Origin of the sequence: Comamonas testosteroni TK102 (genome assembly GCF_000739375.1) — a bacterium.
Taxonomy (GTDB): Bacteria; Pseudomonadota; Gammaproteobacteria; order Burkholderiales; family Burkholderiaceae_C; genus Comamonas; species Comamonas brasiliensis.
Map to the genome: position 1 here is coordinate 3,582,417 of NZ_CP006704.1, position 14,450 is coordinate 3,596,866.

Annotated in this window: 13 protein-coding genes and 1 pseudogene; 5 read left to right on the forward strand and 9 right to left on the reverse strand. The window is 64.6% G+C overall.

The genetic code is table 11. The features are described 5' to 3' along the window. Window positions 1-192 precede the first annotated feature (192 nt). From O987_RS16195 to O987_RS16210, 4 genes are all read right to left on the reverse strand, one after another. Window positions 193-1,356 carry an acyl-CoA dehydrogenase family protein gene (locus tag O987_RS16195; protein ID WP_043373472.1) on the reverse strand — a complete coding sequence of 388 codons (1,164 nt, stop codon included), beginning with the start codon at window positions 1,354-1,356 and terminating at the stop codon, window positions 193-195. 82 nt (window positions 1,357-1,438) lie between these two features. Beyond that, window positions 1,439-1,831, reverse strand: coding sequence for a cupin domain-containing protein (locus O987_RS16200; protein WP_043373477.1), 393 nt, complete (start codon window positions 1,829-1,831; stop codon window positions 1,439-1,441). Continuing rightward, window positions 1,816-3,102, reverse strand: a complete 1,287-nt coding sequence (locus O987_RS16205) for a CaiB/BaiF CoA transferase family protein (RefSeq protein WP_080731542.1) — start codon at window positions 3,100-3,102, stop codon at window positions 1,816-1,818. Before O987_RS16205 ends, O987_RS16200 begins: the two co-directional genes overlap by 16 nt. 1 nt (window position 3,103) lies before the next feature. Continuing rightward, a complete protein-coding gene (locus O987_RS16210; RefSeq protein ID WP_043373481.1) occupies window positions 3,104-4,090 on the reverse strand; it encodes a Bug family tripartite tricarboxylate transporter substrate binding protein in 987 nt (328 codons plus the stop codon). A gap of 461 nt (window positions 4,091-4,551) precedes the next feature. On the opposite strand from O987_RS16210, the gene O987_RS16215 reads away from it, so the two are divergent. Then, window positions 4,552-4,887 (forward strand): cupin domain-containing protein, encoded by a 336-nt coding sequence (locus O987_RS16215; RefSeq protein WP_043003822.1) that lies wholly within the window; start codon window positions 4,552-4,554, stop codon window positions 4,885-4,887. Between the two features lie 7 nt (window positions 4,888-4,894). Here O987_RS16215 and O987_RS16220 read toward each other — a convergent pair whose 3' ends face one another. Beyond that, a complete protein-coding gene (locus O987_RS16220) occupies window positions 4,895-5,686 on the reverse strand; it encodes a hypothetical protein (RefSeq protein ID WP_043373484.1) in 792 nt (263 codons plus the stop codon). 101 nt (window positions 5,687-5,787) lie between these two features. Beyond that, window positions 5,788-7,275: a PLP-dependent aminotransferase family protein gene (locus O987_RS16225; RefSeq protein ID WP_043373486.1), complete on the reverse strand. Its 1,488-nt coding sequence runs from the start codon at window positions 7,273-7,275 to the stop codon at window positions 5,788-5,790. A 134-nt stretch (window positions 7,276-7,409) separates the two neighbouring features. Between O987_RS16225 and O987_RS16230 the strand changes: the two genes are divergently transcribed. Continuing rightward, the gene (locus O987_RS16230) at window positions 7,410-8,027 is read left to right on the forward strand and encodes a LysE family translocator (protein ID WP_043003791.1); all 618 of its coding nucleotides are present in this window, start codon (window positions 7,410-7,412) and stop codon (window positions 8,025-8,027) included. Between the two features lie 322 nt (window positions 8,028-8,349). Next, window positions 8,350-8,877 carry a GNAT family N-acetyltransferase gene (locus O987_RS16235; RefSeq protein ID WP_043373490.1) on the forward strand — a complete coding sequence of 176 codons (528 nt, stop codon included), beginning with the start codon at window positions 8,350-8,352 and terminating at the stop codon, window positions 8,875-8,877. Between the two features lie 39 nt (window positions 8,878-8,916). Here the strand turns inward: O987_RS16235 and mnmH are convergent, their stop codons facing one another. Together mnmH and O987_RS29785 are read right to left on the reverse strand one after the other, a co-directional pair. Next, window positions 8,917-9,972 (reverse strand): tRNA 2-selenouridine(34) synthase MnmH, encoded by a 1,056-nt coding sequence (mnmH, locus tag O987_RS16240; protein WP_043373493.1) that lies wholly within the window; start codon window positions 9,970-9,972, stop codon window positions 8,917-8,919. Window positions 9,973-10,301: 329 nt separating this feature from the next. Beyond that, window positions 10,302-10,762, reverse strand: a pseudogene (locus O987_RS29785) (retropepsin-like aspartic protease family protein). Between O987_RS29785 and O987_RS29525 the strand changes: the two are divergent. Together O987_RS29525 and O987_RS16250 are read left to right on the forward strand one after the other, a co-directional pair. Further along, complete coding sequence (locus tag O987_RS29525) at window positions 10,710-10,862, forward strand: hypothetical protein (protein ID WP_235214426.1); 153 nt, start codon at window positions 10,710-10,712, stop codon at window positions 10,860-10,862. The pseudogene O987_RS29785 and the gene O987_RS29525 sit on opposite strands and share 53 nt — an antisense overlap. Window positions 10,863-10,988: 126 nt before the next feature. Beyond that, entirely contained in the window at window positions 10,989-11,759 is a 771-nt protein-coding gene (locus tag O987_RS16250) for a DsbA family protein (protein ID WP_043373496.1), read from the forward strand. Between the two features lie 154 nt (window positions 11,760-11,913). Here the strand turns inward: O987_RS16250 and O987_RS16255 are convergent, their stop codons facing one another. Beyond that, the gene (locus O987_RS16255; RefSeq protein ID WP_043373498.1) at window positions 11,914-14,301 is read right to left on the reverse strand and encodes a membrane-bound PQQ-dependent dehydrogenase, glucose/quinate/shikimate family; all 2,388 of its coding nucleotides are present in this window, start codon (window positions 14,299-14,301) and stop codon (window positions 11,914-11,916) included. Window positions 14,302-14,450: the final 149 nt, after the last annotated feature.

Below are 14,450 nucleotides of genomic sequence, written 5' to 3' on the forward strand. Positions count from 1 at the left end.
TCAAAACAGCATGGCTTGATCGCGGGCGACAGAGGCCTTGCCGGCCGGGCCGAGATTTCGCCGCGGCGGGCGACTCACTTTCTGTTGCCAGAAAGTAAGGCGGCTGGCGGGCCGAGACCCGCCCTCTGACCTTGGCGAAGAAAGGTCAATCAGGTCATTGGCTCGACCCTCCATCCCCTGCACCTCGGCCAGTCAATACGACTTGGGCAAGCCCAGCACCTTCTCGGCGATAAAGCACATGATGAGCTGCGGGCTCACGGGCGCCAGGCGCGGAATCCACGACTCGCGCATATAGCGCTCCACATGGAACTCCTTGGCATAGCCCATGCCACCGTGCGTGAAGATGGCGGTCTCGCAGGCCTTGGCGCAGGCTTCTGCGGCCAGGTACTTGGCGGCATTGGCCTCGGCGCCGCAGGGCAGGCCCTTGTCGTAGAGGAAGGCGGCCTTCTGCACCATCAGATGTGCGGCCTCCAGGCCCATCCAGGCCTGGGCCAGTGGGTGCTGCACGCCCTGGTTCTGGCCTATGGGCCGGTCGAAGACCACGCGCTCGTTCGCATACTGGGTGGCGCGCGCCAGGGCCGCACGGCCCAGGCCCACGGCTTCGGCCGCGATCAGGATGCGCTCGGGGTTGAGGCCGTGCAAGATGTACGAAAAGCCCTTGCCCTCCTCGCCGATGCGGTCCTGCACCGGGATGCGCAGCCCGTCGATGAAGAGCTGGTTGGTGTCCACGCATTTGCGGCCCATCTTCTCGATCTCGGTCACGGCGATGCGGCTGCGGTCCAGGTCGGTATAGAACAGCGACAGGCCCTCGGTGCCCTGGCACTCCTCCACGGGCCTGGTGCGAGCCAGCAGCAATATCTTGTTGGCCACCTGGGCCGTGGAGATGAAGACCTTCTGCCCGTGCACCACATAGACATCGCCGTCGCGCACGGCACGGGTCTGCAGCTTGAGGGTGTTGAGCCCGGCATTGGGTTCGGTCACGCCGAAGCAGGCCTTGTCCCGGCCAGCGATCAGCGGCGGCAGCCAGCGCTGTCTTTGCTCGTCGGTGCCGAAGACCACGGCCGGGTGAAGGCCGAAGATGTTCATGTGCACGGCCGATGCGCCCGACAGGCCTGCCCCCGTGGCCGAGATGGTGTGCATCATCAGTGCCGCTTCGGTGATGCCAAGACCCGCACCGCCGAACTCCTCGGGCATGGCAATGCCCAGCCAGCCGGCTTCTGCCAGGGCCTGGTGGAAATCGTGCGGAAAGCCGCCGTCCCTGTCCTTCTTGAGCCAGTAGTCATCGTCGAAAGGCGCGCAGGCCCGCTGCACGGCATCCCGGATCTGTTCCTGCTCGGGGCTCCATAAAAAATCCATGGCGGCTTCTCTCTATCGGTTGAATTTCAATGAAATCCGCCTCAAACGCCCGTCTTACAAGCGCTATCAGCTATTATTTTTATCAATCAGGTCGACGCACGCGTGCCGGATTCTCGCCATAGGGCGGGCTGTAGATGACCAGCAGACGCACGGGTGTGTCGCTGGTGACGCGAAACACATGCATGCAGTCCTCCGGGAAGAAGCAGGTATCGCCCGGCTGCATGGCAAAGCGCTCGGTCTGGCCCTGGCTTTGCACTTCCACCTCGGCCGTGCCGTCCAGCAGATAGCAGGCCTGCTCCATGCCCGGGTGGGCATGCGGCAGCGCACCGCCGCCTTTTTCCAGCGTTCCGAGCACCACTTCCATATGCTGCGCGCCGACATTGCCCTGGCTGACGAGGCGCCGGTTCACCGTGCCGTGGTGGTTGGCGGGGCTGTATCCCTGTACGTCCTGCTCGCGGATCAGATAGCGGGGCATATGTCTGTCTCTCTTTTATCGTTGGATGATGAAGCCTGCATGCAGCCACCGCTGGCCTGCAGCGCGGCGATCTGCGCCTCGCCAAGACCCGCCTCGCGCAGCACCTGCAGCGTGTGCTGGCCCAGCTGCGGCGCCGCGCTGGCTTCGCGGCCCGGGGGTGTTGCGCTCCACTGCGTGGGATTGGCCGTGGTGCGCAGTCGCCCCTCGCTGGGATGCTCGATCTCGCGCACGAATCCCGTGACCGCATGGTGGGGGTCGGCCAGCAAGTCCTCTGGAGAGGCCATGGGCATATTCGGCACGTCGGCCGCATCGAGCAGCGCACGCCACTCGGCCGTGCTGCGCTCGCGCATCAGGCTCGCCACCTCGGCATAGACGGCATCGATATTCGCTGCGCGCTGGCCGTGGGTGGCAAACATGGGCTCATGCATGCGCTCGCCCTGCCCTATGGCGTTGAAGAAGCTGTGCCAGTGCTTGTCGTTGTAGATCAGCACACAGAGATGGCCATCGCTGGTGCGGTAGGGCTTGCGATGGCGCGTCAGCAGCCGCGCATACCCGGCATCGCCCAGCGGCGGCTCGAAGCTCAGCCCGGCCATGTGATCGCCGAGGATGAACTGCGTCATGGCCTCAAACATGGGCACGACCACCGCCTGGCCCCGGCCGCTCTTCTCGCGCGCATACAGCGCAGCCGTGACCGCATAGACCGCATGCAGGCCCGTGACCCGGTCGCCCAGCGTCATGGGCGCATAGGACGGCTCGCCCCCGCCGTACTGCTGGGCCAGCCAGGGCACGCCTGTCGCCCCTTGTATCAGGTCGTCGTAGGCCGGCTTGGCCGCATAGGGGCCGGCCTGATCGAAGCCGCAGCAGCTCACATGGATCAGGCGTGGATGGCTCGGCTCCAGCGTCTGCCAGTCCAGGCCGAGTCTGACCATGGCCTGAGGCCGCACATTGCTGATGAAGACATCGGCATCGGCCAGCAGCTGCAGCAGCGCCTGGCGCGCTGCGGCCTGCTTGAGATCCAGCACCACCGAGCGCTTGCCCTGGTTGGCCTGGAGAAAAATGGGGCCCATGCCGGGGTTGCGCATGGGGCCTACATGGCGCATGTTGTCGCCCTCGGGGGACTCCACCTTGATCACATCGGCACCCAGGGCAGCCAGAATCTGCGTGGCAAACGGCCCCATGATCACCGAGGTCATGTCCACGACCCTGACGCCTGCCAATGGTCCGGCTGAGGTACCTACAGCCTGACGGCTATCGCTGTGCATGCTCGTCATCTCACTGCGCCTCGATGCCGGCCTGCTTGACCAGTTGCCCCCATTTGGCCAGCTGCTCCTTCACATAGAGTGCGAACTCGTCGGGCGTGGCCGTGGGCCAGACTTCAAAGCCGACCTGGGCCAGTTGCTCCTGCACGGCCTTGTCCTTGAGGATGAGCTGCAGCTCGCCGTTGATGCGCTCGGCTATGGCCTTGGGCATGCCGGCCGGGCCGAAGATGCCATTCCACGAGGTGATGTCGAAGCCCGGCAGCGTCTTGCCGATGGCCGGCACGTTGGGCAGCAGCTGCGATCCCTTGGCCGCCGTCACGGCCAGCGTGCGCACGCGCTCGGTCTTGAGCGTGCCCCAGGCCGAACCCAGGTCGGCCACATACATCTGGATCTGGTTGCCCATCACATCGGTCAATGCCTGCGGACTGGATTTGTAGGGCACGCCGGTGATCTGCGTACCCGTGATGTATTTGAAGGTTTCCGAAGCCACCAGCGAGGTACTGTTGGGCGTGCCGTAGGAGAGCTTGTCCGGATGCGACTTGGCATAGGCAATCAGCTCGGCCACGGTCCTGGCCGGCACCGAGGGATGGACCACCAGCGCAAACGGCAGCTCGCCCACGCGCGCCACGGGCGTGAAGTCCTTGATGGGGTCGTACTTGAGGCCCTTGACCAGCCAGGGGTTGGCCGAATGCGAGGTGTTGGTGGTCATGAACAGCGTATAGCCGTCCGGCTTGGCCTTGACCACATGCGCGGCCGCAATCTGGGCATTGGCCCCGGCCCGGTTGTCCACCACCACGGCTTGCTTGAGCCGCTCGCCCAGCTTGTTGGCCACCACGCGGGCCACCGCATCGGTGCCGCTGCCCGCAGCAAACGGCACCACCAGCGTGATGGGGGCCGCTGGATAGCCCTCCTGCGCCAGCGCTGTCCCCGCAAGGCCAATGCCCATGGTGGCAGCCAGGCCTGCGCTCGCACAGGCACGCAGTAAGAATCGCTTGTTCATGCTTGTCTCCTTGTTCAGGCTGCGGCACCTGTAACCGGTGCCTGCACTGCATGCTGAAGCGTTCAAGCATTCAAGTCCAATTGTTTAAGAAGAGTGAACGATTCGATTTTCCAATCATTAAATCCAGCTAGACATTTGCGGCCGCTGCGCACGGCGCCTCGCCACCCCCTCTGAGGCCAAATGAGCCGGATCTGTACCTGCGTCATTCGATCTTGCTGATACGCTGGGCTGGAGCATTCTCTACAGCGGGCTTCAGCCCCATGCCTGCCGAGAATCTACGGCAGTTTGCATGATCGCAGCCAGCGCACCCGGACCTGAGTGATACGCGCTGACCAGCGCTGATGAGCAACGAAGCGAGGCGATAAGGCCTGATGCCCTACAGCGCTGTCACAAAACGGTGATTGAACTTGGGCCACGCTCGGGGGAGAATGCGTTATTACCGCTTTCGCTCAGGTGCTGTCATGGACCATATCCACTCCACGCCCACCCACCAAGCTCTGGATGTCGCTCCTTACGGAGCCAGGCTTTCAGCCGCTCACTCGAGCGTGCTCTTCAAGGCGGAAGATCTGGAAGTCATTCGCGTCGTGCTGCGCTCGGGCCAGTCGCTGCCGCCGCATCGCGTACCTGGCAGCGTCAGCCTGCAATGCCTGGAAGGTCGGCTCGAGGTTCTCATCGGTCAGACCGTACATGAACTGGGCCCCAAGCAGCTCATGCATCTGCCAGCCAATATGCCCCACGCCGTGCGTGCCATGGAAGACTCGTCTGCGATTGCCACCATCGTGCTCTGTGAGGCCTGAAGCATTTCTATCGAACAGGCAAAAACTGCATGAAAGGGCCGGCAAGCAGGCCCTGGGCATAGCCGATGACGGAGCGCCGGTAGCGCTCGGTGGTGTAGTCCGCCACCAGATCCAGCCGGCCGATGATCTTGCCCATCTCGCGCTCGAAGCTCAGATTGCGGCCTTCCTCTGCTATCTGGTTCGATAGCAGCAAGGGCTTTCCACCGGGCGCCTTGCGCGAGTTGAGAATCCAGTTGGCAATCTCCAGATTGCGCGCCGCATTGAAGACATGCTGCGGGTCCAGCCCGTCGATCAGCGTGAAGCTGGTTCGCCCGCCATGCGCGGTGATCAGCATATCTGCCGCAGCATGTACGAAGGCCGCGACCCGGTCCCCGGCGAACTCGGGCTGCAAGGCCAGGGACAGCGCCGCCACGTCGCGCTTGTCCTGCAGCTCATGCCAGGGCTGGCGCTCCATGACGGCAATGCGCACATAGGTCATGGCCGCTTCCCGGCTGGAGGCGGTCTTTTTCCATTCGGCGGGATTGCGGCGGTAGAGCTTGTCCATGATGAGAAACAGGCTCTCCAGGTTCTCCTTCATGGCCAGCGTCGCCATGCGGTTGCTGTCGGACTGCAGCAGCTCGCGCGAGTGAAAGTTCTCGCCCTTTACTTCGCCATGATTCGTGGGGGCGCTGGAACAGGCGGCCAGACTGCACAGCACCAGCCCTGGCAGCAGCCACAGCCCCATGCGCAAGCCGCCGCGCAGAGGATCGCGCGTGCAGTGGCCTGCGGCGGCAAGGGGCAAAGCTCGTGCTGCTGTCATGCTACAAACATAACAGCAGATGCTGCCGGGTCAGTCACGCCAAAGGCGCGCGATTGTTATCAATCGTGAACAAAGCCCGGGCCCGCTCACCGGCCAGGACGCTATTTGCGCAGCTGCCTGAGGATCTGCTCCAGCACCCGCCACGGCTCGGCCTGGTCGGCCATCGCCACGGGCACGCGCAGCTTGCTGCTCGTTGCCTGCTGCGGCGAAAACAGCAGGCCCGGCGCCAGCAGCAGATTGCTCAGCGCCGCCTGACGCGCCAGTACCTCGGTATCCACGCCGCAGTCCACCCAGGCAAAGGTGCCGGCCACGGGTTCGTACTCCGCATGGCAGCCCAGCGCTTCGAGCTTGCGCAGACAGCGCCCGCGCGCCCTGTCCACCCGCTCGCGCAACCGGTCCACATGCTTGCGAAAGGAACCGTCGGCCAGAATATGGTGGACGATCTGCTCCGCCGGCAGCGAAGAGGTCAGCCCCGCCAGCAGCTTCATGTCGGTGAGACGGTGGACATATTCGGGCTTGGTCGCGATATAGCCCACGCGCAGGCCGCCCGACAAGCTCTTGGAATAGCCGCCCACCAGAATCACACGCTGCAATCTGTCCATGGCCGCCAGCCGCAGCGGCATGGCGCCCAGGAATTCGGCATAGGTATCGTCCTCGACGAGCAGGAAATCATGGCGCTCGGCAATGCGCAGCACCTCGTGGGCGACACCGGCAGACAGGCTCAGCCCCGTGGGGTTGTGCACCGCCGTGTTGAGGATGAAGAGCTTTGGCTTGTGGCTCTGGGCCAGCGATGCCAGGGCCGCCACATCGGGGCCGCCGGGCAGGCGCGGCACACCGACCACATTCACGCCCATGTATTTGAGCCGCCCGAAGATCAGGAACCAGGCTGGGTCTTCGACCAGCACGGTATCGCCGGGCTTGAGAAAACAGCGCACGACCAGATCCAGGCCATGGGTCACCCCGCCCACCGTCATGAGATTGGCCTCGGGATGGGCCGGCACCTCATGGGCCTGCAGATTCGAGGCGATCTGCTGGCGCAGCGGCAAAAAGCCCTGGGGATGACCATAGCTGAGAAAGCTCTGCTCGGCGCGCGCATTGTTGCGGGTGATGGCGCGCATGGCACCGGTGATCAGGCCCTGGTCCATCCAGCTCGAAGGCAGGCAGCCCGCACCTCCGGTGCCCGCACTGTCGTCGCGAAAAATGCCGCGCAGCAGATAGGCGGTGTCAAAGTCCGCTGGCTGCGCCGAGGCTGCAGCGGCGGCCGCAGGCTCCATCACGCGGCGCTGGGCCGCCACATAAAAGCCGCTGCCGCGCCGCGACTGCAGCAGACCCTGGGCCGCCAGCTTGTCATAGGCCTGGACCACGGTGTCGCGGCTGACACCGGCGTTTTCCGCCAGCGCCCGCACCGAAGGCAGGCGCACGCCCACACGCAGGCCATGGTTGCGGATCAGGCCGCCGAAATGCTCGACCAGCTGATCCACCAGTCCCACCGCACTGGAGCGCATGGGCTGCCATCCCATGGATCCCGTCCCGGCCAAGGGCAATGTTGCCGGGGCCGCTGCCCCGCCGTCGATCTGTGCATCCAGCATCGGGCGCTTTCTCAAAGTGTCAGGTCAATTAGAGCAGGCCAGCTCATCAACTGGCCTGCAAAAGTGTACTGATGGTGTACTGATATCCAAGCTTAGCATAGAGGCACAACGCTTATGTCGCCCCAAGGTTCACCATGTCATTCCTGCCTGAATCCTCAGCCTTCATCCTGCCACTGGCCATGTTTGCCTTTGTCAGTTCCGTGACGCCCGGCCCCAACAATGTGATGCTGACAGCCTCGGGGGCCACTTTCGGCTACCGCCGCAGCGTGCCGCATATGCTGGGCATCTGTCTGGGCGTGGTCATCATGGTGCTGCTGATCGGCGCGGGTCTGGGCAAGCTGTTCGAGGCCGAGCCGCGCATCTACACCCTGCTCAAATATGTGGGCGCCGCCTATCTGATCTGGCTGGCCTGGAAAATCGCCCGTGCCGGCGGCGTGGATCAGGGACAGTCGGGCAACCGTCCGTTCGGCTTCTGGCAGGCCGCTGCCTTCCAGTGGGTCAACCCCAAGGCCTGGATCATGGCCGTGGGTGTGGTAGCAACCTACACGCCGCGTGAAGGCTTTTTTGTCAATCTGATGCTGTCGGCCCTGGTGCTGGGCCTGGTCAACTACCCCAGCATCAGCGTCTGGACCCTGTTCGGCAGCACCGTGGGGCGCGCACTGCGCACGCCACAGGCGCTGCGCATGTTCAACGGCGTGATGGCCGGCCTGCTGCTGCTGTCGCTGGTGCCCATCTTTGCCGAGCATGTCTAAGAACCTGTCTGCGAGCTCTACGCAGCCGCGTTGGAGCGCCATCGGGATGAGTTCGAAGCGATGGCTCGCCGCTTGCACCGGGGTGCAAGCAAGAGACAGGGCGCAGCAGATCGCCCGATTTCGCGCCAACCTTGCGGGACAGGTGCCTTGCGCACGCCCGGTCAGGGGCGGTCTGCGGCGTTGCCTCGCCGGCCGCGCGAATCCTCGCATTAGCGCGGCTGTTGCTGCGGTATCGCGCGCGGGGGGGCCGCCCCCTGGCATCCCATCCCGCAAAGCCTGTGTCGCGGTGCGAGAAGATCGTCAGCACGTTCTAGACTCACCCATGTCCTATGCCATACGCCAGCTGAACAAGTCCGATCTTTGCAGTTATCGAGCCCTGCGCCTGCAGGCCCTGACCGAATGCCCCGCCGCCTTCGGCGCCACGCCCGCGACCGAGCAGGCACTCGGCGAGGCACAGCTGCTGAGCCGCTTCAGCGGCGCCCTGGGCCAGGCCATGTGGGGAGGCTTTGATGCAGACGGCAGACTCTGCGCCAGCCTGGGCCTGTATCGCGACCAGGGAGAGAAGACCGCGCACAAAGGCCATCTCTTTGCCATGTATGTGGCTGCACCGGCGCGCGGCCAGGGCCTGGCCCGCGCCCTGCTGGAGACGGCGGTGGCCCACGGCAGAGTGCTGAAGTTGCGCCAGCTGATGCTGGGCTGCAATGCCGGCAACGACAAGGCGCTGCGCCTGTATGAACAAGCAGGCTTTCGCGCCTACGGGCTGGAGCCGGCGGCCCTCTATGTGGGCGGCGAGTACTTTGACGAAGTGCTGATGGTGCAGGAGCTGGGCCGGCCTCTGGCCAGCCCCTGACGGCTGGTCAAGCCGCTCGCAGTGAATAGGCGGCCCGACTCAGCGCGCCTGCATCGCAATGATCTGCTGCGCCAGACCGGTGATGGCCTCGTCCGAGAGCTGGTCTGTCTCCAGAATCTGGCGCCGGGGCCATTGCTCGAAGTGATTCGACTGGGAGCGCTCGTAGTGCGGGTCGTAGTGGCGCAGCATCAGCTCTTCGAACAGCGCAGGCAGCTCCCCTTCCCGAGCCCATTGCTGCCAGCGGCTCACGGTCTCCTTGCCCTGCAACTCCTTGAGCCAGCCCAGCTTGGTGGCCAGCACTTCAGGGTCGTCGCCCAGATAGGCATAGTCGCGCAACAGATAGGACAGACGTGCGGCAGCCGTGGCGCGTACCTCGATGACCGGAGCCTTGTGCAGATGCTGGACCAGCACCAGCGGCAAGCCGACACGGCCGATCTTGGCGCTCTCGCCCTCCACATAGACGGGGCGGGAGAGATCGAAGCTCTCCAACTGCTCGGCAATCAGGGTCTCGAAACGCTTCTGGCTGGGCTGCTCGATACCGGGCAGACCGCCCAGCAAGGAACCCTTGTGGCTGGCATAGCCCTCCAGATCCAGCACCTGCTCGCCGCTCTGGGCCAGCGCATGCAGCACGCGCGTCTTGGCCGAGCCGGTGGCGCCGCACAGCACCCGCATCTGCAGCTGCGGCACCAGGCTTTCGAGCTGCGCGATCACATGGCCGCGAAACGCCTTGTAGCCGCCGGCCAGTTGCTGGGCATCCCAGCCGACCAGACGCAGCCAGGTCACCATGGAGCCGCTGCGCAGGCCGCCGCGCCAGCAATAGACCAGGGGCTTCCAGTTGGCGGGCTTGTCGGCAAAGGTTTCCCGCAGATGGCGCGCCAGATTGGCCGACACATAGGCAGCGCCCAGACGCTTGGCTTCGAAGGGGCTGACCTGCTTGTAGATGGTGCCGATCTCGGCGCGCTCGGCATTGCTCAGCACGGGGCAGTTGATGGAGCCCGGAATATGGTCGAGCGCAAACTCGGCGGGCGAGCGGGCATCGATCAGGGCATCGAACTGGTGGCGTTCAGGAACGCGAACGGGCTGGCGGTGGGACACGGCAGACTATCCATGGCTGGGCCTGACGGCCTGCAGGGCCGCCGGGCAAATGGCGTGTGCTCGGGCGTGAAGCGGCAATCGCGATGGGCTGCGATTCGACTTGAGGCTCGGCAACATGAAAAACCTGCCGCCTCCTCCAACGATGGAGCCCGGCAGGTCACGAAGCATGGGCGTGGATCGAGCCTCGATACGCACCACCGCTGCGGCAAGCTTGCCCGCAGCGGTCATTCCCTGTGTGCTGCATTTTCGCAGATGTGGCGGCCTGCTTCAGCGCCGGCAGCCAAAACCCGGCACACCCGGGCCCAGACCGAATCAAGCTCTGGCACTACTCACTTGCGCGGACGCAGCAGCATTTCGTCGCCGCTCATCTGCACATCGAAGAAGCGCAGAAAGTTCTGGCCCAGCAAGGCGTCTTCGCTGTCGTCGCCGGTATAGCCCGTGCCCACGCGCACATCGCGCACACGCAGGCTGGCAATGCGCACCTCGTCGGCCGTGACGATGCGGCCATCACGCTCGCCGTTGGCCGTGCGAAAACGCACTTTCTCGCCCCCTCCAGGCCGGCACGCTCGGCCAGCGCATCGGTCACGCTGACCGAGGTGGCCCCGGTATCGACCATAAAGGTGACTGGCTGATCGTTGACATAGCCCTTGGCGCGGAAGTGCCCGTCCATGCCGCGCTCGATGCGCACCGTGCCATCGGCCAGGACCTTGGCCTGGGCCGGCTTGAGGAAATGCTGCATGACCAGATACATCGCTGCCATGACCACCAGCCAGAACAGCAGAAACAGCATGGTGCTGCGCCGTGCCACGGATTGCGGGGAAGGCTCGGACTCTGGCGAGGACTGGGGCGGCGGCGTGACATTCAGGCGCATGGACAGGCAAAGAAGCTGAGGACAATGCAGCCATTTTGCCAAGACCGGCGCCAAGGTCATCCCCCGCATCACGGCACTGCGGCCCCGGCAGCGCTTACATTGAAGCTTGTCTGCAAAATCCACCGGCCTTGCCGGTCGTCCAACCATGAACACATCCCAGCTGCCCGCTCTGGTGCTGCACTATATTTTCGATCCCCTGTGCGGCTGGTGCTATGCCGCCGCCCCGCTGGTCAAGGCCGCGCGCGAAGTGCCCGGCATCGCCGTGCAGTGGCATGCCGGCGGCATGCTGACCGGCGCCCACACGCGCACCATCACCGCAGACTGGCGTGACAAAGTCATGCCCAGCGACCAGCGCATTGCCGAGATGACGGGCCAGCCTTTTGGCGATGCCTATCTCAACGGCCTACTCAATGACATCGGCGCGCCGCTGGATTCCGAACCCCCGACCACGGCCCTGCTGGCCGCCGAAGCGCTGGCCGGCAAGGGCCTGGAAATGCTGGCTGCCGAGCAGAAAGCCCATTACGTGGAGGGCCGCCGCATCAGCGAGCCCGCCGTGCTGCGCGAGCTGGCGGCCGGCATCGGTCTGGACAGCGCGGCCTATGACGCAGCCTGCGCCGAGCAAAGCGGCGCGGCCACGCAAAAGCATATCGCCGAAAGCCGCGAATGGCTGGGCATGGTGCAGGGCCAGGGCTTCCCCACCCTGGCGCTGGAGTTCGACCACCCCGAGCAGGCTGGCCAACGCGCCGTGCAGCGCATCGAGATCGGCGAATGGCTGGGCGATGTCGACGGCTGGAAGCAGCAGCTGGCCGCCTGGGCCGAGCAGATTGCCGAACTCAATCAGCAGCAGGCCGGCGACACCGACACCAGTGGCGACCCCAGTTGCGGCCCCGACGGCTGCGAGCTGCCAGCGCGCTGAGCGGCATGGCTTGCGCGGTAGATACTCTTTTATTTATAGCTTACAGCGCTTGTTATTTAAAGATTTCAGGCATTATTCAATCTGAATTCCTTATCTATAAAGCGCAAGCAGCTATCTTTTTTAATCCATCTACCGACGGCTCCGCACCCTGCCGCTACTGCGGCAGGGCATAGGCGATCACATAGTCACCGCGCTTGGGCGACTGGCGTGCGCCACCGGCGGTGATCACCACATACTGCCTGCCGGTTCTGGGCGAGACATAGCTCATCGGCCCTCCCTGGCTGCCCACGGGCAGGCGCGAGCGCCAGATCTCCTTGCCGTTGGCGCTGTCGAAGGCACGCAGATAGAAGTCCTGCGTGCCTGCGAAGAACACCAGCCCCGACTTGGTGACCATGGAAGGCCCCAGCGTGGGCATGCCGATGGGAATCGTCAGCCACATGGGAATGCCCAGAGGACCGGTATCGCGCACCGTGCCCACGGGCACCTGCCACTTGATCTGGCGCGATTTCAGATCCACGGCCGTCATGGTGCCGAAAGGCGGCTTCTGGCAGGGAATGCCCAGCGGCGACAGAAAGCGCTGGCGCATGGCACCAAACGGCGTGCCTTCCTGGGGCACGGCCCCCATCTCGATACCGCTGGCGCCGGGCTTCATATCGGCGCGTGCAATCATGTAATTCGCCAGGCCCAGACGCATATCGTTGACGAACATGGTCTGGGTGATCGGGTCTATGGAGACGCCGCCCCAGTTCATGCCGCCCAGCGAGCCCGGGAACTGCAGTGTCGGCCCCATGCCCGGCGGCGTGAACACGCCCTGATGATCCATGTCCTTGAAGGCAATCCGGCAAAGCAGCTGGTCGAAGGGCGTGGCGCCCCACATGTCCGACTCCTTCAGGGTCTGGTTGCCGATATTGGGCATGCCCGTGGAATGCGGCTGGGTCGGCGCATAGCGCTCGCCGGGTACATGGCCTTGCGGCACGGGCAGCTCCTGCACCTCTGCCAGAGGCTCGCCGGTCTCGCGGTTGAGCATGAAGATCATGCCCTGCTTGGTCACCTGCAGCAGCGCGGGGTCCACCCCGCCCTGGGCATTGGTCACATCGACCAGAGCGGGCTGGGACGGAATGTCGAAGTCCCACAGATCGTGGTGCACGGTCTGGTAGAGCCAGCGCGGCTTGCCGGTCCTGATGTCCATGGCCACGATGGCGGAGCTGTTCTTCTCCATCTCCGGCGTGCGCTGGGCCGCATAGAAGTCCGGCGTCGCATTGCCCGTACCCAGATAGGCCAGGCCCAGTCTGGCGTCATAGGACATGCCGCCCCAGACATTGGGCGAGTTGCGCGTATAGGTCTGCCCCTGCGGCGGCTGCCCGGTGATGCCGGCATTGCCCGGGTCCCAGGCCCAGACCAGCTTGCCGCTGAGCACATCAAAAGCGCGCACCACGCCCGATGGCTCGTCGGTCGAGAAATTGTCGGCCACGCGGCCGCCCACGATCACCAGGTTCTCGGCCACCAGCGGTGCCGAGGTCTGCTGATACCAGCCCTGCTTGACCTCACCCATGCCCTGGGTCAGATCCACCACACCGTCCTTGCCAAAGTCGGTGCATGGCTTGCCCGAATCGGGATCGAGCGCGATCAATCGCGCATCGATGGTGGGCAGAAACAGCCGGCGTCGGCAGCCCGGTGCGACATCACCGGACCTGCCGGACGCGCCCGACGCCCTGAGCGCGGCCTCGTTGCCGTCAAAGTAGGCCAGGCCCCGGCAGCGCTGCCAGTTGGGCGACTTGGCCTCGGGGTCGAATTTCCACTTCTCCTCGCCCGTGTCCACATCCAGCGCCAGCACCTTGCCGTAGGCCGTGCAGACATACAGGCGGTCCCCGATCTGCTGCGGCGTGTTCTGGTCTTCGGCGCCCGAGCCGGTGCTCTGGGGCACATCGCCGGTGCGTGCCGTCCAGGCCACGGCCAGCTTGTCGACGTTGTTGCGGCTGATCTGCTCGACGGCCGCAAAGCGCTGGCCTGCGGGTCCCTGTCCCCAGTCGGTCCAGTCCGAGGCCTTGATCTCCATGGAGCCGAGCGATGGCAGCTCGGTGACCTCGGGGGCGATCACTCCCTTGGGCGAGAAGGCGCTGACGGCTGTCGCGACGATGGCCAGGCCCAGCACCACCACCGACACTGCGGCGCCCAGGCGGCCATAGTCGTTCATGACCAGCTTGCCCGCTTCAAGCTGTGCATAGCCCAGGGCCACCAGCAGGCCCAGCACGGCAAACACCATCAGGCGCGAAACCAGCGGCCAGAACTCCCAGCCTGCATCCCACCAGGCCCATACCAGGGTCAGCACAAAGGCCAGCGCATAGAGATGGGCACCGGCTCTGCGCCGCGCCAGCAGCAATGCCGCCGAGACCAGCAGCGCCAGCCCCATCAACACAAAGTACCAGCTGCCTCCCTTGCCGAGCAGAATGCCGCCGCCTATGGTCATGTACAGACCCATCAGCAGCATCAGCAGCCCCACCACAAGCCAGTACCAGCGCCCGTCATTGGATGAAGGAGCCATAGCCTCACCTGAAATTAATTGCCATTTGTGTATTGCACGCCTTAACGCCGATACACATCGACATACTTTCGAGGGTTTGCACGCCAGCCTCAGGACTACAAGCGACAGGTCTCGGGCGCAAAAAAAGCCGCACCGTAGGGACGGTGCGG

Bases quoted from the DNA above. Each gene is read 5' to 3' on its own strand.
- O987_RS16215 (WP_043003822.1), top strand. From the start codon at position 4,552: ATGGACCATATCCACTCCACGCCCACCCACCAAGCTCTGGATGTCGCT.
- O987_RS16230 (WP_043003791.1), top strand. From the start codon at position 7,410: ATGTCATTCCTGCCTGAATCCTCAGCCTTCATCCTGCCACTGGCCATG.
- O987_RS16255 (WP_043373498.1), bottom strand. From the start codon at position 14,301: ATGGCTCCTTCATCCAATGACGGGCGCTGGTACTGGCTTGTGGTGGGG.
- O987_RS16195 (WP_043373472.1), bottom strand. From the start codon at position 1,356: ATGGATTTTTTATGGAGCCCCGAGCAGGAACAGATCCGGGATGCCGTG.
- O987_RS16220 (WP_043373484.1), bottom strand. From the start codon at position 5,686: ATGACAGCAGCACGAGCTTTGCCCCTTGCCGCCGCAGGCCACTGCACG.
- O987_RS16205 (WP_080731542.1), bottom strand. From the start codon at position 3,102: ATGACGAGCATGCACAGCGATAGCCGTCAGGCTGTAGGTACCTCAGCC.
- O987_RS16250 (WP_043373496.1), top strand. From the start codon at position 10,989: ATGAACACATCCCAGCTGCCCGCTCTGGTGCTGCACTATATTTTCGAT.
- O987_RS16225 (WP_043373486.1), bottom strand. From the start codon at position 7,275: ATGCTGGATGCACAGATCGACGGCGGGGCAGCGGCCCCGGCAACATTG.
- O987_RS16200 (WP_043373477.1), bottom strand. From the start codon at position 1,831: ATGCCCCGCTATCTGATCCGCGAGCAGGACGTACAGGGATACAGCCCC.
- O987_RS16235 (WP_043373490.1), top strand. From the start codon at position 8,350: ATGTCCTATGCCATACGCCAGCTGAACAAGTCCGATCTTTGCAGTTAT.
- O987_RS29525 (WP_235214426.1), top strand. From the start codon at position 10,710: ATGACCAGATACATCGCTGCCATGACCACCAGCCAGAACAGCAGAAAC.
- O987_RS16210 (WP_043373481.1), bottom strand. From the start codon at position 4,090: ATGAACAAGCGATTCTTACTGCGTGCCTGTGCGAGCGCAGGCCTGGCT.